Source organism: Paenibacillus montaniterrae, assembly GCF_018403185.1.
GTDB lineage: Bacteria > Bacillota > Bacilli > Paenibacillales > Paenibacillaceae > Pristimantibacillus > Pristimantibacillus montaniterrae.
Window position 1 is genome coordinate 192,953 of sequence record NZ_BOSE01000001.1, and the last position, 22,396, is coordinate 215,348.

Consider the following 22,396-nt stretch of genomic DNA (forward strand, 5'->3'; position numbering starts at 1 on the left):
AGACATTGAGTGCAGAGTTTATTATTGGAATTGCCGGTCAGGCTGTATTCACTGTCTTGAAGGCGGCTGCGCCGATGCTTGTTCTTGCCTTGGTGACAGGCTTAGTAGTAAGCGTATTTCAGGCGACAACCCAAATTCAAGAGCAAACGCTGGCGTTTGTTCCAAAGATCGTCGCGGTTTTGATCGCAGTCGTTATATTTGGACCGTGGATACTTAATACGGTTGTTGATTTCACGTATACGATATTCAGCAATCTGCATCAATATATCGGTTAGGCTGTGAATTCGATGACAGAAGTTTTTTTAGAAGCACTTCCTATTTTTTTGCTCATATTTTGTCGAGTAACAGCTTTTTTCGTCGTTACACCTATTTTCAATCACAGCACCGTTCCGGCGATTTTTAAGATTGGACTCGGCTTTTTTATTTCTTTGCTCGTGTTTTCAATGCATGGCAGCAACCAGGCGATGATCATTGATATGCAGTACGTGCTGCTTATTGTGCGAGAAGTGCTGATCGGCATTATGATGGGCTTTATCGTCTATATCTTTTTTGTCACGATGCAAACGGCAGGCGGAATTATCGACATGCAAATCGGCTTTTCGATGGCCAATATCGTCGATCCGGTTTCAGGGGTCACCGTACCGCTGCTCGGTAACTTTAAGTACCTGCTGATGCTGCTTATGTTTTTAATGATGAATGGTCATCATTATTTACTTATCGGCTTAATGGACAGCTATCTTTATATGCCGATTGAAAATCAATGGTTTTCACGGATGGCAGACGGCAGCTTGGCTCAATTTATGACAGATGCGATTATATCGAGCCTCGTGATCGGCGTACAGGTAGCTTTGCCGCTGTTGGCAGCAATGTTTATTACGGATGTGGGACTCGGCTTTTTAGCGAAAACTGCGCCGCAATTTAACGTATTTGTTATCGGCTTTCCTATTAAAATTATGCTTGGCGTATTTTTGCTATTTCTACTAATGCCAGGCATGGCCTATATTTTTGAAAAAATATTTTCGATTATGTTTCACACGCTTGAACAGATGTTTGGTATCGTACAAGGTCCGCCGGCGTAGATTGGAGGCAAATAAGTGCGCAATTATCGTTTCGTCGTCGATCTCCAGTTATTCAATCAAGAAAAAACCGAAAAAGCAACGCCAAAAAAGAGGCAGGAGTCGCGTAAAAAGGGACAGGTAGCCAGATCTCAAGAGCTGCCTTCAGCGCTTATTATAACATTAGTGTTTGCTTCCTTTTTAATGCTTGGCGACTATTATAAAACCCACTTTTTTGCACTGACCACCGACATTTTGGAAAACTGGCTGGTGATGGAGGTTACGATAACCAATCTTGGCGGCTTCTTCTTGCGAATTATGCTGGAATGTCTGCTGCTGATTGCTCCGATTCTGGCGATTGTCGTCATTATTGGAATTGTCGGCAATGTTGTGCAATTTGGCTTTCTGTTCACCAATGAAACGTTAAAGGTGAGCCTGAAGAAGCTAAATCCGATTGAAGGCTTCAAGCGCATTTTCTCGATGCGGAGCCTCGTCGAATTTGTAAAAAGCTTATTGAAATTTTTGATCGTTGCATTCGTGGTGTACACCATTATTAAAGGTGAATGGAACAACATCAATGGCTTGGGCATGCAGCCGGTTGAGGCTGTCGTTTCCTATCTTGCATCACTCGTAATACGGCTGGGCGTCACAACAGGCGCCATACTGCTCGTGCTCGCTTTTCTTGATTTTATGTATCAAAAGTACGAGCATGAAAAAAGCATTAAAATGTCCAAGCAGGACATTAAGGACGAGCATAAAAAATCTGAAGGCGATCCGTTAATTAAGCGCAAAATTCGTGAAAAGCAGCTGCGCATGGCAATTTCTCGCATGATGCAAGAGGTTCCCAACGCAGATGTGGTCATTACGAACCCGACGCATTTTGCTGTCGCGCTAAAATATGATGCAGCTAACATGGAAGCTCCTGTAGTTGTCGCCAAAGGAATGGATCATCTGGCTCTTAAAATTAAAGAGGTAGCGCAGGAGCATGATGTGATAACGATGGAAAATAAGCCATTAGCACGCGCGCTGTACAGCCAGACAGAAATTGGAGACGCGATCCCGCAGGATTTGTTCCAGGCTGTTGCCGAGGTGCTGGCATATGTATATAGAATTAAAGGCAGAAAGAGTACTAAAAAATAATTGAGGGAGGGAACATCATGAAAGCTAAAGAGCTAATAGTAACATGTGGCATTATCGGGATTATTCTCATGATGATCGTACCGCTCCCTATTCTTTTAATCGACTTTCTACTAATTATTAACATCACGGTAGCGATCACGATTTTACTTGTAGCGATGAACGCGAAGTCAGCGTTGGATTTCTCGATCTTTCCTGCAATCTTGCTCGTAACGACGATTTTCCGCTTAGCTCTTAGTATTTCAACAACGCGCAGTATCCTTTCTCATGCTGAAGCGGGAGAAGTTATTGAAACGTTTGGACAATGGGTAGGCGGCGGTCAAGTTGCGATTGGCTTTATCGTGTTCTTAATCCTGGTCGTCGTACAATTTATCGTCATAACCAAGGGCTCCGAGCGCGTAGCGGAAGTCGCGGCCCGCTTTACGTTGGATGCAATGCCTGGTAAGCAAATGAGCATCGACGCCGATTTGAACTCTGGCTTGATTAACGAGCAGGAGGCCAAAGAGCGCCGCGCATCCATCGAGCGCGAAGCAGATTTCTACGGAGCGATGGACGGTGCCAGCAAGTTCGTCAAAGGTGATGCGATTGCCACGATTATTATGATGATCATTAACTTGATCGGCGGCTTTATTATCGGGATGGTGTACCAAGGGTTAAGCTTTCAGGACTCACTGTCCACATTTTCCATCTTGACGATTGGTGACGGTCTTGTTGCGCAAATTCCGGCGCTGTTGATTTCAACAGCAGCAGGCTTGATCGTAACTCGCTCTGCCTCTGAAGGCAATTTGGCGGACGATATTACAGGCCAGCTATTTAAGTATCCGAAGCTACTTTATGTGTCAGCAGGTACAATTGCAGCACTGGGCTTGACGCCAATCGGAATTTTACGCACATGGCCATTCGCCATTGCGCTCGCAGTAGGCGGCTATTTGCTCAGCCGTTCACAGCTTAAGAAGGCAGAGCAGGATGAGCTGCTTGTAGAAGAGCAGCAGATCGAAGAGGTCAGAAGTCCGGAAAGCGTCATTAGCTTGCTGCAGGTTGATCCGATCGAATTTGAATTCGGCTATGGCTTGATTCCTTTGGCGGACACGCAGCAGGGCGGAGATTTGCTGGATCGGATCATTATGATCAGACGGCAGTGCGCGCTTGAGCTGGGGCTGGTTGTACCGGTCATTCGGATTCGCGACAACATTCAGCTTAAACCGAATGAATACGTTATAAAAATAAAAGGGAATACGGTTGCGCGTGGAGAATTGCTTCTTAATCATTATTTGGCAATGAGTCCAGGTGTCGACGACGATTCGATTCACGGGATCGAAACGACAGAGCCTGCCTTTGGCTTGCCAGCGATTTGGATCGATGAAATGACGAAGGAGCGGGCAGAGCTGTCCGGCTATACCGTAGTGGACCCGCCATCTGTTGTAGCTACGCATTTGACTGAAATTGTCAAACGCCATGCTCATGAGCTGATCGGACGTCAAGAGACGAAAGCGCTGGTGGAAAATGTGAAAGCGAGCTACCCGGCTCTTGTCGATGATCTCATTCCTGGCGTAATGTCGCTTGGCGATGTGCAGAAGGTGTTGACCAAGCTGCTGCAGGAAAAGGTGTCGATTCGAGATCTTGTAACAATATTTGAAACATTGGCCGATTATGGGCAGTACACGAAGGATACTGATATTTTGACAGAATATGTGCGTCAAGCACTTTCGCGTCAAATTACGCAACAGTATGCTTCAAGCGGGCAATCGCTGCGCGTTATTACACTCGGCGCACAGCTTGAAAAGAAAATTATAGAATCTGTACAGCAAAATGATCAAGGCAGCTATGTTTCTCTCGATCCTGTATCCTCTCAACAAATTTACCAGCGTTTGACCGAGCAGGTGAACCGCTTGCTGCAATCAGGCCAGCAGCCGATCGTATTGACCTCGCCTACGATTCGCATGTACTTGAGACAGATCGTAGCTCGAACGATGCAGGATTTGCCGATTTTATCCTATAGTGAGCTGGAACCTAATATCGAAGTACAAAGCGTTGGGGTGGTTAATCTATGAGAGTGAAAAGATATGTTGTAGACGCGCTGCCTGATGCAGTACCACTGATTCGTAACGAATTGGGCAAGGATGCAGTTATATTGGAATCTAAGGAAATTAAGGTTGGCGGTGTGCTGGGAATGTTCCGCAAGCGGAAAATCGAGGTGCTGGCCGCCGTTGAGCCCAATGCTGCCAAGCAAGAGCCAAAATCGAATAAAAAGCTTGATGCGGAGCAGGTTGATCTGGTCATCGAGCAAATATTAAAGGCTTCGCAGCGCTCCAAAGCTCAGGACAATAAAGAGCCAGCCGGCACGAAAACAACACAAAATGAGCAGCCAGCTGCTGCTCCGCAGGCAAAGGAGCCATTGGCTTCTGCAACAGGCGCCAGCTTTGCATCGCGCTTGTATCAAGCGTCGCCAACCAATCAAGCGATGCAGGCCAATCAAGCTTCTTCGCCGTCCCCAACCAAAGCAGCTTCCGAGCAGCAAATAAAGGCAAAGCCTGCTGAACAAGCGTTATCGGTAGATGCTGCGTTATCAACGTCAGCTGCCATGTCGCCAACGGAGCAATTTATAGTCAATGAGCTGCAAAGCTTGCGTCAGGAAATGATCAGGCTCGCAAAGAACAGGAATGCGGAATATGCGCCATCTGAATCAATTGCTGCCTTGAGAAATCGGCTTGTTGAGCAGGAGCTTGACCAGCATTGGATTGACATCGTATACGACGATTTTGTGCAACGGGAGCAGGAGACGGGCGAGAGCCTGACTGCTGCGGAGCTTTGGCAACAGGCTAGAGCCAAATTGATCGAGTGGCTAACGCCTTACAAGGGTGGGAAATTAGACTTATCTACCCAGTTTGTGCAATTCGTTGGTCCTACTGGAGTAGGTAAAACAACGACGATTGCCAAGCTGGCGGCTAACTATTCTATTAAAGAGCATAAGCAGCTGGGACTCATTACAGCGGACACCTATCGAATTGCAGCAGTAGAGCAGCTGCGCACTTATGCGAACATTTTGAATATTCCGCTAGAGGTTGTTTTTTCTCCGCTGGAAATGGAGCGGGCTTTAACTGCGCTTGAGCAGGCGGATTTGATTTTAATGGATACAGCAGGCCGCAATTATAAAAGCGATTTGCATGTATCGGAGGTAAATAGCCTGCTGCCGCATAGCGATCAAAGCGAGTCAGTGCTCGTGCTAAGCTTGACAAGCCGAACAGCAGATATGAAGGTAATCGCGGAAAAGTTTAGCAAGTATGGCGTGCGCAAGGTTGTCTTTACCAAAATAGATGAAACAAGCAGCTACGGCACGATCTTCAATATGATCATGCTGTACGGCTTAACACCGCTATTTATTACAAGTGGTCAAAATGTACCAGATGATATTGAGTCTTTTCAGCTAGAAAAGTATATTGATATGTTGCTAGGGGAGCCGCATCATGTATGATCAAGCCGAAGCTTTGCGTCAGCTAGTAAAGCAAAATACAGAACCGCAAAATCAAAAAAAGACAAAATTCATTTCGGTTACGAGTGGAAAAGGCGGCGTAGGAAAATCGAACTTCAGTCTGAACTTCAGCCTTGCCCTGCAGCGTCTCGGGATGAACGTGCTAGTTATCGATGCGGATATCGGCATGGCTAATATTGATGTGCTAATGGGGATGAGCTCACGCTACAGTCTCTATCATCTAGTGAAAAATGAGAAAACGATATGGGATATTATTAGCGTAGGTCCAGAGGGCCTGCATTATATAGCTGGCGGCTCAGGCTTGCTTGAGCTGATCAGACTGTCGGATGAAGAAATCAATCGCTTTGGTGCTGAAATCTTAAAGCTGCAGGGGCAGTACGATTTTATCATTTTCGATACAGGAGCAGGACTTTCGAAGGAAACGACCCAGTTTATTACGGCATCAGATGAAACGATAGTCGTTACGACGCCAGAGCCAACCTCGATTACCGATGCTTATGCGCTTATAAAAATGGTCAATTCGGTTGACAGCAGCGTGAAGTTCAAAATCGTAGTCAACCGTTCAGGAGATCGTGCTGAAGGGGAGCGTACAGCAACCAATATTGCAAGCGCAACGAAACGATTTTTAAATATTGAATTGCCTTCAATCGGCTACATATACGATGATTCGCATGTTTCCAAATCAGTAAAAAAGCAAGTGCCGCTACTTATGCTATTCCCGGATTGTGATGCAGCAAATTCGATCAAGCAAATTGCAAAGGAATATCTGAATCTCCCAATCGAGAGCACTTCCACTGGTATCAAAGGATTTTTACATAGACTACTAAAACGGACAAGATAATCCTGAGAAATGGAGGCAAAAGGTATGGAACAGTATCGTGTATTGGTTGTTGACGACTCGGCCTTTATGAGAAAGATTATTACCGATTTAATCGAGCGAGATCCGCAATTCACTGTAATTGGAACTGCTGTGAACGGGATCGAGGCGGTAACGAGTGTTGAGCAGACCAAACCAGATGTCATAACACTAGATTTGGAAATGCCTCAAATGAACGGGCTTGATGCGCTTCAGCATATTTTGAAAAAGCATAAGCTGCCGATCATTATGCTCTCTGGTATTAGTGAAGCCAATACGCAGGATACAATTAAAGCGCTGCAATATGGCGCATTCGACTTTATTCGCAAGCCGACAGGCGTAGGCGCTAATATGCAGGACATTCATGGCGTTGGCGAGATGCTGCGAGAAAAGCTGAAAATAGCGGTGCTTACACGCCGCAAGCCGACGCAGCCCAAGCCATTGTCGTCTACAGTCCTACTTAATAATAAAGCAGCAGCTAATTCGTCAAAAACTGCGTCAAATCTCCCAAAAAATGATAATATTATACCAAATGCTACTACGAATCTATCATCAGCTTTGACGAATAAAAAAGATAAAATAGATCTGGCCAAGTCGCATTTAAGTACGCCAAAAAGCAAGCAGCAAGCAGCGGCTGAACAAGCTAAGCATGCATCGAAAGTCGCACAGCAGCCGCCAGCGGCCACCAGCAAGCAGCAGGAAAAAGCTGGATCGGTTACATCGATTATTGCGATTGGCACGTCGACTGGTGGGCCTAGAGCACTACATGAAGTTATTAGCAACCTGCCGCGCACTTTGGCGGCGCCTGTCGTTATTGTCCAGCATATGCCGCCGCGCTTTACCAAATCGCTGGCGCAGCGATTAGACAGCTTTAGCGAGCTTGAGGTATGCGAGGCAGAGCATGGAATGAGGCTGGAAAATGGCAAGGCCTATGTAGCTCCGGGCGGGCAGCATATGCAGGTGACGCGTCAGCAGTCTCATTATGTCATTGCCTTAAGCAGCGAGCCTCCGCGCAATGGCCATCGTCCATCTGTCGATGTGCTCTTCGAATCCCTGCTTGATGCGAAGGAGCTGGAGCGGCATATCGTGCTGATGACAGGAATGGGCAGCGACGGTGCGCAAGGGATGAAGAAGCTGGCTGAACAAGGCGCAGCCTCTACGATAGCTGAAGCTGAAGAGAGCTGTGTTGTGTACGGGATGCCAAGATCAGCAATAGAGCTTGGCGCAGCAAGCAAGGTACTGCCACTGACGCAAATCGCGCCAGAGCTGATAAAGCTTTTGTCAACACACTAATAGTGAGTGTTCAAAAAGTACGGCTTTCTTGGGCTTTTTGAACAACCTCTAACATGCAATACAAACTAATAGGAGGTGTCATGTTATGGATATGAATGCTTACTTATCAATGTTTATTGACGAATCAAATGACCACCTGCAGGCGCTGAACGACAACCTGATGAGACTGGAAAGCGCACCTGACGATATTTCAATCGTACAAGATATTTTCCGTTCCGCACATACGCTGAAAGGGATGTCAGCTACTATGGGCTTCGAGGATCTGGCGTCTTTGACCCATGAAATGGAGAACGTGCTTGACCTGGTGCGCAATGACAAGCTGAAAATGGACAGCTTTATTTTTGATACGCTGTTTCAAGGGCTGGATGCCCTTGAATCGATGGTCGAGGATGTCATTCAGGGCGGCACAGGCAAAGCCGACGTTTCGGCAATTGTTGCGAACCTCGTTAGCATCGTAAAAGGCGAGCATAAAAATGGCGGCGCAGCTGCTTCCTCCGCATCCGCTGGCGAGAGCAGCTCAGTGAGCGATGCTGGCGGCGGCATGCTTGATCAATATCAGTCCTCGGTATTAAAGCAATCCATTGAAAGTGGCCATCAAGTATTTTATATCAAAGTTACATTAACTGAGTCTTGCGTGTTGAAGGCTGCCCGCTCCTATATGGTTTTTGATGTGTTGGAAAATACCGGAGAAATCGTTAAGTCAGAGCCGCCGGTAGAAGATTTGGAGCAGGAGAAATTTGATCGTTCCTTTACGGTGTTTACAATAAGCTCAATCAAGCCAGAGGAGCTTGTCGCCAAAATTAACAGTATTTCTGAAATTGAGTCGGTAGAAGTGCTGCCGCTTGATGAAGAGTCGCTTGCGACGCTGTCCAGCTCAAGCTCCTCCGGCGCAGGCAAGCAGGCAGCGGCTGAAACGGCTGCAGCTTCCGCGACAGCAGAAGCGAGCAACCCTGCAGCCGAAGCTAAAAAAGCAGCACCTGCCAAGACGAACGGCGCTCCTGTAGCGAACCGCACCATTCGCGTCGATATCGATCGCTTGGATTCCTTGATGAATCTGTTTAGCGAAATGCTGATCGACCGCGTACGCCTTGAGCAGCTGGCAAGCGAGATTAAAAGGCAGGATTTGATTGAAACTGTGGAGCATATGGCGCGCGTCAGCTCCGACCTGCAAAATATTGTTTTGAAGCTGCGCATGGTGCCAGTAGATACGGTATTCAATCGTTTCCCGCGCATGGTTCGCGATTTGGCGAAATCGCTTGACAAAAAAATTGATCTTATCATTACTGGTGCTGAAACCGAGCTTGACCGCACAGTGATTGACGAGATCGGAGATCCGCTCGTTCACTTGCTTCGCAACTCTGTGGACCACGGCATCGAAACCGTCAGCGAGCGAATTGCGGCCGGCAAGCCTGAAACAGGTACGGTGTCGCTTCGCGCCTTCCATAGCGGAAACCATGTATTTATCGAAGTGGAAGAGGACGGAAGAGGCATCAATTCCGCCAAAGTATTGGAAAAAGCGATTAGCAAAGGGATCGTTAAGCAGGAGGATGCCGGCAAGCTGACTACCGACGAAATCAATATGCTGATCTTTGCGCCGGGCTTCAGTACGGCTGAAGTCATTTCGGATATTTCAGGGCGCGGCGTAGGTCTGGATGTTGTGCGAACAAAAATTACATCGCTGGGCGGCAACGTTACGGTAACATCGGTTGAAGGCAAAGGAACGAAGTTTTCCGTACAGCTGCCGCTAACGCTATCAATCATTTCAGCAATGCTTATTAAGCTGGGGGACGAGAAGTTTGCGATTCCGCTTTCCTCAATTGTGGAGACGGCAATTATCCAGCATTCCAGCATTCTGCATGTGCATGGCAATTCGATGATCAAATTTAGAGATGCTGTCATCCCGCTTATTTCGCTCTCCAAGCTGTTCGATTCACCGAATTACAGCGAGGATTTGGAAGATGAGCATGAGGTGATTGTCATTCAGAAGGGCGACAAATGGGCGGCAATCGTGATCGACGAGTTCATTGGCCAAAGTGAAATCGTATTAAAATCGCTCGGCAAATATTTAACCAATATATCCGGCATTTCTGGTGCTACGATTTTGGGTGACGGTCAAGTCGCACTCATTATCGATCCAAATGCTTTAATTAAATAAGGAGGGATTAGCATGGGTGAAGAGTTAAAAGTAATCGTTTTTGGTATTGGGAAAGAGGAGTATGGAATCGAAGTAGACAAGGTTCGCACAATTGAGCGCATGATGCCAATTACACGCGTTCCTAAAACACCTCCCTTTATAAAGGGCGTCATAAACTTGCGTGGCGTTGTCGTTCCGGTTCTTAATCTGAGCGGACGCTTTAACTTGCCTGAATCTGAGGTTACCGAGCATACTCGCATCATTGTCGTAGCAGTCAATGAAATGGAAGTCGGCTTTATCGTTGACACGGCCAATGATGTCATTGATATTAATTCTGACACAATCGATACGCCGCCTGAAATTGTTGGCGGAATCCAAGCGAAATATCTTGACGGTATTGCCAAGATCGGCGAAGATCGCTTGCTCATCATGCTTAATCTATCAGAGGTGCTGAACAAAGCAGAAATCGTTCAACTTGAGCAATTAGAGGTGTAAACATTGACGAACTTCAACCGCTTTGAAGCCTTTGAGTTGGATGTGCTGAAGGAAGTCGGCAATATAGGAGCTGGCAATGCGGCTACAGCGTTGTCCACGCTTTTGAACAAGCCTGTCGATATGTCAGTGCCGAGTGTAAGGCTGCTGCCGTTTGAGCAGGTTGCCGAACGCGTTGGCGGCTCTGAGCAAACTGTTATCGCAGTTTTTCTGCGCGTTGAAGGCGATGTGCCGGGCAATATGTTCTTCATCATGCAGAAGCATTACGCGTTGCAGCTCATGTCGCAGCTATTGCCGGGAGAACATGTCATGGATGGAACGTATACTGAGTTGGAGATGTCAATGCTGTGCGAGATCGGTAACATTCTTGCTGGCTCCTATTTATCATCGCTTGCTGATTTTACCAAGCTTCAATTACATCCTTCTGTTCCTGTTGTGGCGCATGACATGGCAGGAGCAATCCTGAGCTACGGTATTATGCAATATGGTGAAATGGGCGATTCTGCACTCCTCATTGAAACAAGCTTTCTTGAGGACTGCAAGTCACTGGAAGGGCATTTTTTCCTTATTCCAGATCCAAACTCATTTGAAAAGATATTCCGTGCTCTGGGAGTAGGATTGGAATGATAAGTGAAAAGCTGATCAAGGTAGCTATGGCAGACCTTAATATTGCCTCTAATGGCGAAGTGCTTAAAACAACTGGACTTGGCTCATGTGTCGGGCTTACGCTATTCGATCCAGCTAAGCGAATCGCGGGCATGGCCCATGTTATGCTTCCGTCCTCCAGCATAGCGAGGGAAACCCCGCTCAATGTTGCCAAATATGCCGATACAGCGATTCCTGAGCTGATCGAGCGAATGGTTGCTCTGGGGGCAAGCATCAGGGCGATGCAGGCGAAAATGGCAGGCGGAGCTCAAATGTTTACATTGCCGGGACAAACGGATTCGTTAAGAATAGGCCCGCGCAATGTAGAGTCTTGTTTAATGAAGCTGGAACAGTACAATATCCCGCTATTGTCTCAAGACACAGGGGGCAATTTTGGAAGAACGATTGAATTTAGCTCTAATGATGGAATACTTACGATTCGTAGTGTGCAACACGGAATAAAGGAGATTTAAAATGTATGGTAGCTGGCGCTGGAATTTAAGTTTCGGAATATTTGGCTTAATTATCGTATTTTTAATCGGGATGATCAATAATCCGTGGACAACTTCGTTATTGCGTGGAGGCTACGCATTTGTGCTGTTTTTTCTGTTGGCGTTTGTTGTGCGGTATATAATGGCCAGCTTGCTTGCACCCAGTCCTGAACGAGCTGCTGCAGAGCAGGAAATGGTTGAAGAGGAGCTGGCTGGTTCCAATATCGACTACGTGACGCCTGATGGAGAAGAGGACTTGAATGCGGTTTTGCGCGAGCAGATGGCTCAAGGCAAGGTGGAGAAAGCTGAACCAGCACCGGTGCAGGATGAAAAAGCTGCACAGTTTCAGCCACTAAAGCCAAAGAAGCTTGTATCGACTGAAAACATGCAAGCTGAAGACCTGACAAGAGCAGTACGTCACCTAACAGGAGAGTGAGACAATGAAAGAACAAAAAGTGCCTCACCTGACTTCTTTGGAATTATGGCGAGCATGGCGTGAACATGGTGATATCAATGCCAAGAAGGATCTTATTGAGAATTATTTGCCGTTAGTCGAATATGTTACGAATCGAATGTCTATCGGTTTGCCGAAAAATGTATCGAAAGAGGATTTAGGTAGTCATGGCGTCATGGGCTTGATTGACGCCATCGAAAAATTCGATTATTTACGAGGATTGCAGTTTGAAACCTATGCATCGTGGCGAATTCGCGGAGCCATTATTGACGGACTGCGTCAAGGAGATTGGGTTCCGCGATCTGTTCGCGAGAAGGCTAAAAAGATTGAAGAGGCTTATCAAGTGCTGGAGCAGCGTCATATGCGCTCGATCACAGATGCTGAGATTTGTGAATATCTTGATATAAGCGAGAAGGATTTCGCGAATATTGTACAGGACATATCATTTTCAACTATTTTTTCATTAGAAGAACCGTTACGTGAGGAAGAGTCAGAGACACGCATGTCTCTTTTAATAGATCAGTCAGCGAAAAAACCAGAGTCTACAGTAGATGATGTGTTTCTAAAAGCAAGCTTGGAAAAAGGCATTGAGCGGTTAACGGAAAAAGAGCGCACAGTCATTTCTTTATTTTACTATGAGGATCTTAGCTTGAGTGAAATTGCCGAGGTTATGTCGCTTTCACCCTCAAGGATTTCACAGCTTCATTCCAAAGCGATTCAACGATTAAGAGGGGTGCTTGAGCAGCATAGAGCGGAACTATTTCATTCATAAGAGAGGGGTGTAATGATGGACAATCAACGATATGATTCCAGTGTGAATTTGGAGATTTCGTCAGATAAGTTAACGGCTTGGCTAACCTTCAAGACGATTTATGATGAAGAGGCGTATATTCCTGAGGAGCTGGAACATTTTCTCCGAACAAAAGGAATTGTCCATGGTCTGTTGCATGATAATCTTCGCTTGATTTGTAAAAATCCGATTCTATATATGGCTCAAAAAATAGAGGTAGCAAAAGGCAGTCCCCCAAGCAAAGGCTTAGATGGAGTAGTTGAGTTTGTAGATGTTGCACGGAAGCAGGATGGCGATCAGGAGCAAAGCGAGCTGGCGGTAGTCGATTTTAAGCAAGTAAAGAAGCTCGATAATGTTGTAAGAGGCCAGCTTATTGCGCGGCTTGTGCCGCCGCAGACAGGAAGCTCGGGAACGAACATTTATGGAGAAAGTATAGCGGGAGCTGTAGGAAAGCCGGCCAGATTTAAAGTCGGAAAAAACGTTGTGGTCAATGGCGAGGGCAATTTGATGTATGCTGCGATCGACGGCTTGATCTCTTTGACGGACAGAGATAAAATCAATGTTTTCCCTGTCTTTGAAGTGAAGGGCGATGTGGATTACCGGGTCGGCAATATTGATTTTGTTGGTACCGTTGTCATACGCGGCAATGTATTGACAGGCTTTAAAGTGAATGCTGCCGGCGATATTCGGGTAGTTGGCGGCGTTGAAGGTGCCGAGCTGATCTCGGGAGGCTCGATTGAAATTACTGGCGGCGTCATGGCTTCAGGCAAAGGAAAGGTTAACGCAGCCAATAACATTAAATGCTCCTTTATTCAGGATGCATTTATTACAGCGGGTGGAGATATTACTGTTAACCAAAGCATTTTGCATTCAACGGTAAAAGCGGGCAGGAAGGTCATCTGCGAGGGCTCCAAAGGCTTGATTGTTGGCGGCAATATTCAGGCAGGAGACGGCGTTGCGGCCAAAACAATCGGCAATGCGATGTCTACCGGCACGATTATTGAAGTCGGCGTCAACCCCGCTTTGCGTGAGGAACAGGTTAAGCTGCGCACTACGATTAAAGAGCAGACAGAAAATTTCGAGCGGACGGACAAGGCTTTGGTTATCCTGGATCAAATGGCGGCAAGCGGACGTTTAACGCCTGATCGTCTAGCTATGAGACAAAAGCTGATGTACACGAAGCAGCAGACGATGGAACTGCTCAACCAGTCCAAGGAGCGGATGATGGAAATCGAAAAGCAGCTGGAGAATAGCGAGACTGCAACGGTGGCGGTTCGAAATCAAGTGTTTGGCGGAGTTAAAGTTGTCATAGGCCGGTATACACGATATATTAAAGACAACACTGGCAGTGTCGTGTTCAAATATGAAAATGGTGAAGTCGTTATGGTGCCATATTTTTAAGCGATAAAAATAGAGGTGAGCAAAATGGGACTAAATCCATTAAATCTCCAACTATCCGTGCCGCGTGCTCCGGAGCTGAGCTCCTTGCAGCAGCAGGCGATGAATCGCCCAATGACTGAGCAAACGATGCTGGAAACGAGCGTAGTAAAGGATGCTGAGCAGAAGCGCACTCAGACAGCGGCGGTTGATGAAACCGATAAAGCAGCTATTCGTGACCAGGAAAAGGAGCAGAGCGGTGGTCATTCATCGGCTCAAAGAGATGAGAAAGAGCGCCAGCAGAAGCAGCAAACTGAGGGGGGGAGGCATCCCTATAAAGGACACAACCTAGACATCCGACTTTAAGAGGATGTTTAAAAGCTGGACTTTGATGACGATGTGATTGCGTTGTAGTGGATTCGACGGCGAATATGTCACGCTACCGAAGGCTCCGGTGCTCACGTAGCTTTTTGCCTACGCTGCGCTCCTCGTTTTCTACTAGCGTTCAAGCTTCTTGGTCCTGAAAGCCCAGCTTTTAAACTCTCATTGGAAGAGGATGTTTAAGAGCTGGACTTTGATGACGATGGAACTTCTCTGTAGCGTATTCGGCGGCGAATCTTGAACGCTAGCGAAAACTGCGGTGCTCACGTAACTTTTTGCCTACGCTGCGCTCCTCGTTTTCTACTAGCGTTCAAGCTTTTTGGTCCTGAAAGCCCAGCTTTTAAACTCTCATTGGAAGAGGATGTTTAAAAGCTGGACTTTGATGACGATGTGATTGCGTTGTAGCGTAGTCGACGGCGAATATGTCACGCTACCGAAGGCTCCGGTGCTCACGTAGCTTTTTGCCTACGCTGCGCTCCTCGTTTTCTACTAGCGTTCAAGCTTCTTGGTCCTGAAAGCCCAGCTTTTAAACCTTGATTGAAAGTGGAAGTTTAAAGCTGGACTTTGATGACGACGCATTGCTTTATAGCTTAGTCGGCGGTGAAGGGATTATGCTTCAGAAGCATGCAGGTGCTCATGTACACATTTTATTAATTACTCGAGGCGGGATTTCTATGCAATCATGGCAATATATCGCACTACTGGGAGCGGTTATCGTAATCGCAGCATTGCTGCTTCCGAAAAGTAAAGACAAGCAACATAACGCTAGTTCAGGTGCGCAGATGGAGCAGCTTGAGCTAGCGTTTGAGCAGTTTATGGAGAATATGGAGAAGGAGCAGCAGGAGCTTGTTAAAATGCTGACGGATTCCTTGCAGCAGCTGCGCGAGGAAGATCGGGTGAAAAGTGAGACGATTGCACGTCTCGAGCAGCGTCATGCCAATATGGAGGAGCAGCTCGCCAAGCTTGCTCAGCAGCATGCAGCGCTTGAGGCCAAGCTGCAAATGCTGCAGCCCTATGCGGAGCCGAAGCCTCGAAATGACGCATCGTCTTCGACAATTTTGCAGGAGGAACAGATGCTCGAGACTGTTGAAGCCGAGCATTTTGACGAAAATAGTATACATAGACGTTATGCTGAGCTATTTGATATGTACCATGCCGGCAAATCAATTGAGGCGATAGCGAAAAAGCTTGGGAAAAACAAAGGAGAAGTTCAGCTCATTTTACAACTTGCCATGCAGGAGGAGAAAGCTCGCCATGCATAAACGTTCATTGCTAGTTGGTATCGGCATCGGGATCATTATTGGCGTTCTATTGCTCGAGCTTTTCAATTTAGGGGCGAAAAGTCAGCAGCAGCTCAGCAAGATGGAGCAACAAATGAATGATGCAGCAAGCCCGTCGCCAGTCCCTACTTTAGACCCATCGACCGTGCCGGAGACAACGCCTGCTCCTGAACCAAGCCCGCAGCAATCCTCTGATCTTGCTCCTGATTCGCCAGATGCACCAAATGAGCCTGAAATAGATGAGCTTGAGGAGCAGTCAGTCGCTTCACCAGAGGCAGTAGATGAGCCTAAAGTCTCATATATTTTGCGCGTTCATCCAGGCGATCCAATTACAAAAACGGTAAAGCAGCTAAAAGAGCAAAGTGTGATTGACGATGCTGACTCGTTTATTAGCTACTTAAAGGAGCATGACGCACAAATACGCGCCGGCTTTTTTCTCGTCGAGCAGCAAAGCAGTATGGAGGAGCTGCGCAAGCTGTTTGCAGGCCAGCCTTTGACAGAAGCCGAAGCGAATGACCATATCGCAACAAAAGGTATTACGCTTATCCAATAAGCGACAATTTGTTTTGGCTAATTGCTTGCTTCTAATGGTGCAATGTGGTATATTAATTTTCGGTGTTAAAAACACACGCTTTTCAATTGTGTGGCAGGTGCTTGCACTCGGTGCAAGTTGTTATGCAAGATGCGAGAAGCGGAGGACACAAAAAAACCAATACTAGGAGGTGTAGCATATGGCGGTTATCTCTATGAAACAGCTATTGGAAGCTGGGGTTCACTTCGGTCATCAGACTCGTCGTTGGAATCCAAAGATGGATCGTTATATCTTCACAGAAAGAAACGGCATTTACATTATTGACTTGCAAAAAACAGTTAAAAAGGTTGATGAGGCGTATAACTTCATTAAATCTGTTGCTGCTGAAGGCGGTACTGTTCTATTTGTAGGTACAAAAAAACAAGCTCAAGATTCAGTTAAAGAAGAAGCTGAGCGTTGTGGAAACTTCTACATCAACCAACGTTGGTTGGGTGGTACGCTTACAAACTTCCAAACGATTCAAAAACGTATCGAGCGTTTGAAGCAGCTTGAGCAATGGGAGCAAGATGGAACATTCGACGTGCTTCCTAAAAAAGAAGTTATCCTTCTTAAAAAAGAGCAAGAGCGTCTTGAAAAATTCTTGGGCGGCATCAAGCACATGAAAGAACTTCCAAGCGCATTGTTCGTCATTGATCCACGCAAAGAGCGCATCGCGGTAGCAGAAGCTCGCAAATTGGGTATCCCAATTGTAGGTATCGTTGATACAAACTGCGACCCAGACGAAATTGACTACGTTATTCCTGGTAATGACGATGCAATTCGTGCGGTTAAATTGCTTACTGCAAAAATGGCAGATGCGATTGTTGAAGCTAATCAAGGTGAGCAAACAACTGCTTAATTGAGAGCTTTGCATGTGAATTGATAAACAACAAAGGGTGGTCAGATGGTGAAAACCTCTCACTACCCTTTTTTTGAACAAAAATAGATATACAACCATAGGAGGTTTTTTACATGGCAGTAAATGCGAGCGCAGTAAAGGAACTACGTGAAAGAACTGGAGCAGGTATGCTTGATTGCAAAAAAGCTCTTGAAGAAACTGGTGGCGACATCGATAAAGCAATTGCCCACCTACGTGAAAAAGGCTTGGCTGCTGCAGCTAACAAAGCTGGTCGTATCGCGACTGAAGGTGTTGTAGAAGCTTACATCCACAGCAATGGACGCATTGGTGTTCTAGTTGAAGTTAACTGTGAAACAGACTTCGTTGCTAAAACAGACCAATTCAAAGATTTCGTTAAAGACGTTGCAATGCATATTGCAGCTTCAAATCCTAAATATGTTCGTCGTGAGGAAGTTCCAGCTGAAGAGCTAGAAAAAGAAAAAGAAATCCTTAAGGCACAAGCGCTTAACGAAGGCAAGCCAGCTCATATCGTTGAGAAAATGGTTGAAGGCCGCATGTCTAAATACTATGAAGAATATTGCTTGCTTGAGCAATCTTTCATTAAAGATCCAGACAAAACAATTGCTACACTAGTAAATGAAAAAATTAGCACAATCGGTGAAAACATTTCCATCCGTCGCTTCGCTCGCTTTGAGCTTGGTGAAGGTCTAGAGAAAAAAGTTGAAAACTTCGCTGAAGAAGTTATGGCTCAAGTAAAACGTTAATCCGAACTCACCACGAGGGGCGGGGCTTCTGCCCCGCCTTCCGTTTACCATGATAGAATCCAAGAAACATTATTGAATGCCTCTGAGCAAGAGGTGTAAGATGGAGGTAAAAAAGTTGGAACATCCAGTATATAAACGCATCGTATTGAAAGTTAGTGGCGAATCGCTAGCTGGTCAAGAAGGCTATGGTATTGAAGCATCGGTTATTTCTTCAATTGCTAGCCAAGTAAAAGAAGTTGTTGCGCTTGGAGTTGAAGTGGCGATTGTTGTTGGCGGTGGAAATATTTGGCGCGGAATCGCGGGCACTGCTAAAGGAATCGATCGTGCAACAGCCGATTACATGGGCATGCTTGCTACAGTGATGAACTCATTGGCGCTGCAGGATGCATTGGAGCAAATTGATGTGCCAACTCGTGTACAAACCTCTATTGCAATGCAACAAATTGCTGAGCCTTATATTCGCCGCCGCGCTATTCGTCACCTTGAAAAAGGTCGTGTCGTAATTTTTGCTGCTGGTACTGGTAATCCATTTTTCTCTACTGATACGACTGCGGCATTGCGTGCTGCGGAAATTGAAGCGGAAGTCATTCTTATGGCGAAAAACAAAGTGGATGGCGTATACTCTGCTGATCCATTTAAAGATGCCAATGCAGAGAAGTTTGAAGAGCTAACCTATCTGGATGTGCTTAACCGTAATTTGGGTGTTATGGACTCTACAGCTTCCTCTCTATGTATGGATAATAACATTCCGCTTATCGTCTTCTCGATTACGGAAAATGGCAATATTAAACGTGTAGTTCTAGGTGAAAAAATTGGTACAATCGTGAAAGGAAGTGGAAAGTAATGCCACAAGCGATTAAAAAGTCTGCTGAAGAAAGAATGGAAAAAGCAATTACGGCATTGAAGAGAGATTTCGCTTCACTGCGTGCCGGTAAAGCAAGCCCTTCTTTACTAGATCGTGTTCAGGTAGAATATTACGGCGCTATGACACCGTTGAATCAATTGGCTAACATTACAACTCCTGACTCTCGTACTTTGCTCATTCAGCCATGGGATAAATCTTCGTTAGCTGATATTGAGCGCGCCATTCTTAAATCTGATTTGGGTCTGACTCCATCTAACGACGGTGCGATTATTCGTCTTTCTGTTCCTATGCTGACGGAAGAGCGCCGCGTAGAGCTGGTTAAAACGGCTAAAAAGATTGCTGAAGAAGCTAAGGTTGCGATTCGCAACATTCGCCGCGATGCAAATGACAGCATCAAAAAGCTGGAGAAAACAGAAATTTCTGAAGACGAGTCCAAACGTTATCAGGATGATATCCAGAAGCTGACTGACAAATATATTGCGGAAAGCGATAAAGTGTTGGCTGCAAAGGAAAAAGAAATATTAGAAGTATAATGATGACAAGCCCCTCCATCAGGTGGGGTTCTTTCACTAAATAGCACATTTTTGGATTTTCGCTTGGGGGAGGGAGCCAATTGTTAAAGCGACTTTGGTCTAAAAAAGGGGATACAGGCGCTCAAGCTCTATTGCCGGATCAGCTGGAGAATATACCAGAGCATATAGCAATTATTATGGATGGTAATGGAAGATGGGCAAAGCAAAAAGGTTTGCCTCGAATTGCAGGGCATCACTCAGGGATGAAGACCGTAAAACGCATTACAATTGCGGCGAATGACCTGGGGGTAAAGTATTTAACGCTTTATGCGTTTTCAACGGAAAACTGGAAGCGTCCAAAGGAAGAAGTAGAATTTTTAATGAAGCTGCCTCAGCAATTTCTTGAGCTGGAAATTGGCGAGCTTATGGAAAACAATGTACAGGTGCGCATGATGGGAGAGGTCGAGCAGCTTCCTTCTTATACGCGCAAAGCTGTAGAAGAAGCGATGAGCAAAACAGCTAATAATACTGGGCTGGTACTTAATTTTGCACTAAATTATGGCGGTAGACTAGAATTGATTAAAGCAGTTAAAGCTGTAGCTGAGCAAGTAGAAAATGGGCAGCTGCAGGTTGATCATATTAATGAGGAACTTTTCTCTAATTATATGCAATCCAGGGATTTACCTGATCCAGACCTGCTAATCAGAACGAGCGGTGAAATTCGCTTAAGCAACTTTATGCTTTGGCAGCTTGCGTACAGCGAGTTTTATTTTACAGATGTGTTTTGGCCGGAGTTTTCTGAGGAGCATTTTATGGCAGCAATCCAGGAATATCAGCGGCGTGCACGACGCTTTGGTGGAGTGTAGCCTTATCACATTAGAGGTGAAGTAGTGCAATGAAGCAAAGAGTGGTTACTGGTGTCTTGGCGGGTGCTGTCTTCTTAGGGTTGATGATTGCAGGAGGGCATTTCTATGTGGCACTGATCGTTGCGATGGCTAGTATAGCGTTAATTGAATTTTTAAAAATGAATCGTATTAGCTGGAATAATCCTTTAGCTCTCGCAGCAATAGTCGGCTTGCTAGCTATAGTTGTGCCATTTCATTCGTATGGCATTGACTGGCTTTCCGACATGACGATCCTATGGCTGCTTATGTTTGCATTGCTGGCATTAACTGTTTTTTCGAAAAATCGATACACGATTGATGAAGTAGCATTCACCTTTTTAGGTACAGCCTACCTGGGAATCGGCTTTGCATCGATGGTAGACGTCAGATTAATGGAGTCGAACGCCTTATGGTGGAGCTTCCTTGCTTTTTGTGCAATTTGGGCTAGTGATATTGGCGCGTATTTTTTTGGACGCGCATTCGGCAAGCATAAGCTAACCCCATTGATCAGCCCCAATAAAACAGTAGAGGGAGCAATTGGGGGCGTTGTCAGCTCGATATTGATAGCGCTTGTGTTTGCACTGCTGTCACCAGATCTCATTGAGCTTTGGCGTGCCGTTGTACTTGGAGTCGTTGCAGCGGTTGCAGGTCAGCTGGGAGATTTGATGCAGTCGGCCTATAAACGAGTACGCGGAATTAAAGATATGGGAAATATTTTGCCGGGTCATGGCGGTATTCTTGACCGCACGGACAGCTGGATTATCGTTTTCCCTATTCTTGTGCTGACTCAGCTCATTCCAGTGTAAGCGGAGGTAGTCAATTGAAAAACATATCATTACTGGGATCAACAGGTTCAATCGGTACACAAACGTTGGATATTGTTGATCAGCATCCGGATAAATTTCAAATTATCGCCTTGTCAGCTGGCAGCAACATTGAATTGCTGAAGCAGCAAATCGATAAATATTCACCAAGGCTGGTGAGCGTAGCGACAAAGGAGCATGCAGAACAGCTGTCAGCTTACGTTTCCTCATCTGTACAAGTGATGTATGGGGAGCAGGGCCTGATTGAAGTTGCGGCCGTCTCCGAGGCGGATATTGTCGTTACGGCGATCATGGGCAGCAGAGGGCTTCCTGCTACACTTGCGGCTATCGATGCAGGCAAGCAGATTGGTTTGGCCAATAAGGAAACGCTTGTAACAGCAGGCCATATCGTGATGGAGCGCGCCAAGCAGCGCGGTGTGCAAATTTTGCCTATCGACAGTGAGCACTCGGCCATTTTCCAATGCTTGAATGGTGAAACGCGCAAGCAAATCGAGCGTATAACATTAACAGCCTCTGGCGGCTCGTTTCGCGACTATACGAGAGAGCAGCTTACGAATGTTTCAGTCGAGCAGGCGTTAAAGCATCCCAATTGGTCAATGGGCGCTAAAATTACAATTGATTCCGCAACAATGGCCAACAAAGGCTTGGAGGTCATTGAAGCGCATTGGCTGTTTGACGTCAGCTATGAGCAAATCGATGTAGTTATTCATCCGGAAAGCATTATCCATTCGTATGTTGAGTTTGTAGACCGCAGTGTTGTTGCGCAGCTCGGCATGCCTGATATGCGAGTGCCTATTCAATATGCGTTAACCTACCCTGATCGGATTGCCAACAAGACGGAAAGACTAAGTCTGGCGCAAATCGGTCAGCTTAATTTCCGACCGATGGATACTGAACGTTATCCGATGCTTCGGCTTGCCTTTGAATGCGGCAAAGCTGGCTTATCAGCGCCAATCGTTTACAATGCAGCCAATGAGGTTGCCGTTGATCGGTTTTTGAAAAAGGAAATTTCATTTTTAGATATTGAGCGTGTTGTTGAAACAGCTCTTTCCAAGCATGCTGGATGCGAAGTGGATACGATTGAAGCTATCGTTGCAGTAGACCAAGAGGCTAGAGCTATAGCGGCTGCGATATAACCATATAACAATTCTTAAGTATCATTGCTTATATAGTTCTCTTGTGTCGCATAGTGGAATAATGATAATCTATGTACAGGCCGTAACGATAGGAGGCTATTAAAAC

24 protein-coding genes are annotated in these 22,396 nt (G+C 46.0%); all 24 read left to right on the forward strand.

Annotated elements, in window-relative coordinates; all coding sequences use genetic code 11:
- Nucleotides 1–5 precede the first annotated feature (5 nt).
- The 24 genes from fliQ (at nucleotide 6) to KJS52_RS01120 (ending at nucleotide 22,290) form a co-directional block, all read left to right on the forward strand.
- Nucleotides 6–275: a flagellar biosynthesis protein FliQ gene (fliQ, locus tag KJS52_RS01005; protein WP_213512779.1), complete on the forward strand. Its 270-nt coding sequence runs from the start codon at nucleotides 6–8 to the stop codon at nucleotides 273–275.
- Nucleotides 276–287: 12 nt separating this feature from the next.
- Nucleotides 288–1,079, forward strand: a complete 792-nt coding sequence (gene fliR, locus KJS52_RS01010; RefSeq protein ID WP_213512780.1) for a flagellar biosynthetic protein FliR — start codon at nucleotides 288–290, stop codon at nucleotides 1,077–1,079.
- 15 nt (nucleotides 1,080–1,094) lie between these two features.
- Entirely contained in the window at nucleotides 1,095–2,195 is a 1,101-nt protein-coding gene (flhB, locus tag KJS52_RS01015; RefSeq protein WP_213512781.1) for a flagellar biosynthesis protein FlhB, read from the forward strand.
- Between the two features lie 17 nt (nucleotides 2,196–2,212).
- On the forward strand, nucleotides 2,213–4,243 hold the full coding sequence (gene flhA / locus KJS52_RS01020; RefSeq protein WP_213512782.1) for a flagellar biosynthesis protein FlhA: 2,031 nt from the start codon (nucleotides 2,213–2,215) through the stop codon (nucleotides 4,241–4,243).
- On the forward strand, nucleotides 4,240–5,664 hold the full coding sequence (locus KJS52_RS01025; RefSeq protein ID WP_213512783.1) for a flagellar biosynthesis protein FlhF: 1,425 nt from the start codon (nucleotides 4,240–4,242) through the stop codon (nucleotides 5,662–5,664). The genes flhA and KJS52_RS01025 overlap by 4 nt, the downstream gene beginning before the upstream one ends.
- Nucleotides 5,657–6,523, forward strand: a complete 867-nt coding sequence (locus KJS52_RS01030) for a MinD/ParA family protein (RefSeq protein ID WP_213512784.1) — start codon at nucleotides 5,657–5,659, stop codon at nucleotides 6,521–6,523. The genes KJS52_RS01025 and KJS52_RS01030 overlap by 8 nt, the downstream gene beginning before the upstream one ends.
- 24 nt (nucleotides 6,524–6,547) lie before the next feature.
- On the forward strand, nucleotides 6,548–7,831 hold the full coding sequence (locus tag KJS52_RS01035; RefSeq protein WP_213512785.1) for a protein-glutamate methylesterase/protein-glutamine glutaminase: 1,284 nt from the start codon (nucleotides 6,548–6,550) through the stop codon (nucleotides 7,829–7,831).
- 85 nt (nucleotides 7,832–7,916) lie between these two features.
- A complete protein-coding gene (locus KJS52_RS01040; RefSeq protein ID WP_213512786.1) occupies nucleotides 7,917–9,986 on the forward strand; it encodes a chemotaxis protein CheA in 2,070 nt (689 codons plus the stop codon).
- Nucleotides 9,987–9,998: 12 nt separating this feature from the next.
- On the forward strand, nucleotides 9,999–10,460 hold the full coding sequence (locus KJS52_RS01045; protein WP_213512787.1) for a chemotaxis protein CheW: 462 nt from the start codon (nucleotides 9,999–10,001) through the stop codon (nucleotides 10,458–10,460).
- 3 nt (nucleotides 10,461–10,463) lie between these two features.
- Nucleotides 10,464–11,084, forward strand: a complete 621-nt coding sequence (locus tag KJS52_RS01050; protein ID WP_213512788.1) for a chemotaxis protein CheC — start codon at nucleotides 10,464–10,466, stop codon at nucleotides 11,082–11,084.
- A complete protein-coding gene (locus KJS52_RS01055) occupies nucleotides 11,081–11,575 on the forward strand; it encodes a chemotaxis protein CheD (RefSeq protein ID WP_213512789.1) in 495 nt (164 codons plus the stop codon). Before KJS52_RS01050 ends, KJS52_RS01055 begins: the two co-directional genes overlap by 4 nt.
- A gap of 1 nt (nucleotide 11,576) precedes the next feature.
- Nucleotides 11,577–12,029: a hypothetical protein gene (locus tag KJS52_RS01060; protein WP_213512790.1), complete on the forward strand. Its 453-nt coding sequence runs from the start codon at nucleotides 11,577–11,579 to the stop codon at nucleotides 12,027–12,029.
- Nucleotides 12,030–12,033: 4 nt separating this feature from the next.
- Nucleotides 12,034–12,819 (forward strand): FliA/WhiG family RNA polymerase sigma factor, encoded by a 786-nt coding sequence (locus KJS52_RS01065; RefSeq protein WP_213512791.1) that lies wholly within the window; start codon nucleotides 12,034–12,036, stop codon nucleotides 12,817–12,819.
- Nucleotides 12,820–12,834: 15 nt separating this feature from the next.
- Entirely contained in the window at nucleotides 12,835–14,238 is a 1,404-nt protein-coding gene (locus KJS52_RS01070) for a flagellar assembly protein A (RefSeq protein WP_213512792.1), read from the forward strand.
- Between the two features lie 24 nt (nucleotides 14,239–14,262).
- Nucleotides 14,263–14,580, forward strand: coding sequence for a hypothetical protein (locus KJS52_RS01075; RefSeq protein WP_213512793.1), 318 nt, complete (start codon nucleotides 14,263–14,265; stop codon nucleotides 14,578–14,580).
- Nucleotides 14,581–15,269: 689 nt separating this feature from the next.
- Nucleotides 15,270–15,857: a DUF6115 domain-containing protein gene (locus KJS52_RS01080; RefSeq protein ID WP_213512794.1), complete on the forward strand. Its 588-nt coding sequence runs from the start codon at nucleotides 15,270–15,272 to the stop codon at nucleotides 15,855–15,857.
- The gene (locus KJS52_RS01085; protein WP_213512795.1) at nucleotides 15,850–16,428 is read left to right on the forward strand and encodes a hypothetical protein; all 579 of its coding nucleotides are present in this window, start codon (nucleotides 15,850–15,852) and stop codon (nucleotides 16,426–16,428) included. Before KJS52_RS01080 ends, KJS52_RS01085 begins: the two co-directional genes overlap by 8 nt.
- Before the next feature lie 178 nt (nucleotides 16,429–16,606).
- Nucleotides 16,607–17,305 (forward strand): 30S ribosomal protein S2, encoded by a 699-nt coding sequence (gene rpsB, locus KJS52_RS01090; RefSeq protein WP_213512796.1) that lies wholly within the window; start codon nucleotides 16,607–16,609, stop codon nucleotides 17,303–17,305.
- Nucleotides 17,306–17,418: 113 nt separating this feature from the next.
- On the forward strand, nucleotides 17,419–18,069 hold the full coding sequence (tsf, locus tag KJS52_RS01095; RefSeq protein ID WP_213512797.1) for a translation elongation factor Ts: 651 nt from the start codon (nucleotides 17,419–17,421) through the stop codon (nucleotides 18,067–18,069).
- 115 nt (nucleotides 18,070–18,184) lie between these two features.
- Nucleotides 18,185–18,913: a UMP kinase gene (pyrH, locus tag KJS52_RS01100; protein WP_213512798.1), complete on the forward strand. Its 729-nt coding sequence runs from the start codon at nucleotides 18,185–18,187 to the stop codon at nucleotides 18,911–18,913.
- Nucleotides 18,913–19,467: a ribosome recycling factor gene (frr, locus tag KJS52_RS01105; protein WP_213512799.1), complete on the forward strand. Its 555-nt coding sequence runs from the start codon at nucleotides 18,913–18,915 to the stop codon at nucleotides 19,465–19,467. The genes pyrH and frr overlap by 1 nt, the downstream gene beginning before the upstream one ends.
- Nucleotides 19,468–19,547: 80 nt before the next feature.
- The gene (gene uppS, locus KJS52_RS01110; RefSeq protein ID WP_213512800.1) at nucleotides 19,548–20,312 is read left to right on the forward strand and encodes an undecaprenyl pyrophosphate synthase; all 765 of its coding nucleotides are present in this window, start codon (nucleotides 19,548–19,550) and stop codon (nucleotides 20,310–20,312) included.
- A 29-nt stretch (nucleotides 20,313–20,341) separates the two neighbouring features.
- Entirely contained in the window at nucleotides 20,342–21,136 is a 795-nt protein-coding gene (locus KJS52_RS01115; protein WP_213512801.1) for a phosphatidate cytidylyltransferase, read from the forward strand.
- A 14-nt stretch (nucleotides 21,137–21,150) separates the two neighbouring features.
- Nucleotides 21,151–22,290, forward strand: a complete 1,140-nt coding sequence (locus KJS52_RS01120; protein ID WP_213512802.1) for a 1-deoxy-D-xylulose-5-phosphate reductoisomerase — start codon at nucleotides 21,151–21,153, stop codon at nucleotides 22,288–22,290.
- The last annotated feature ends 106 nt before the right edge of the window (nucleotides 22,291–22,396 follow it).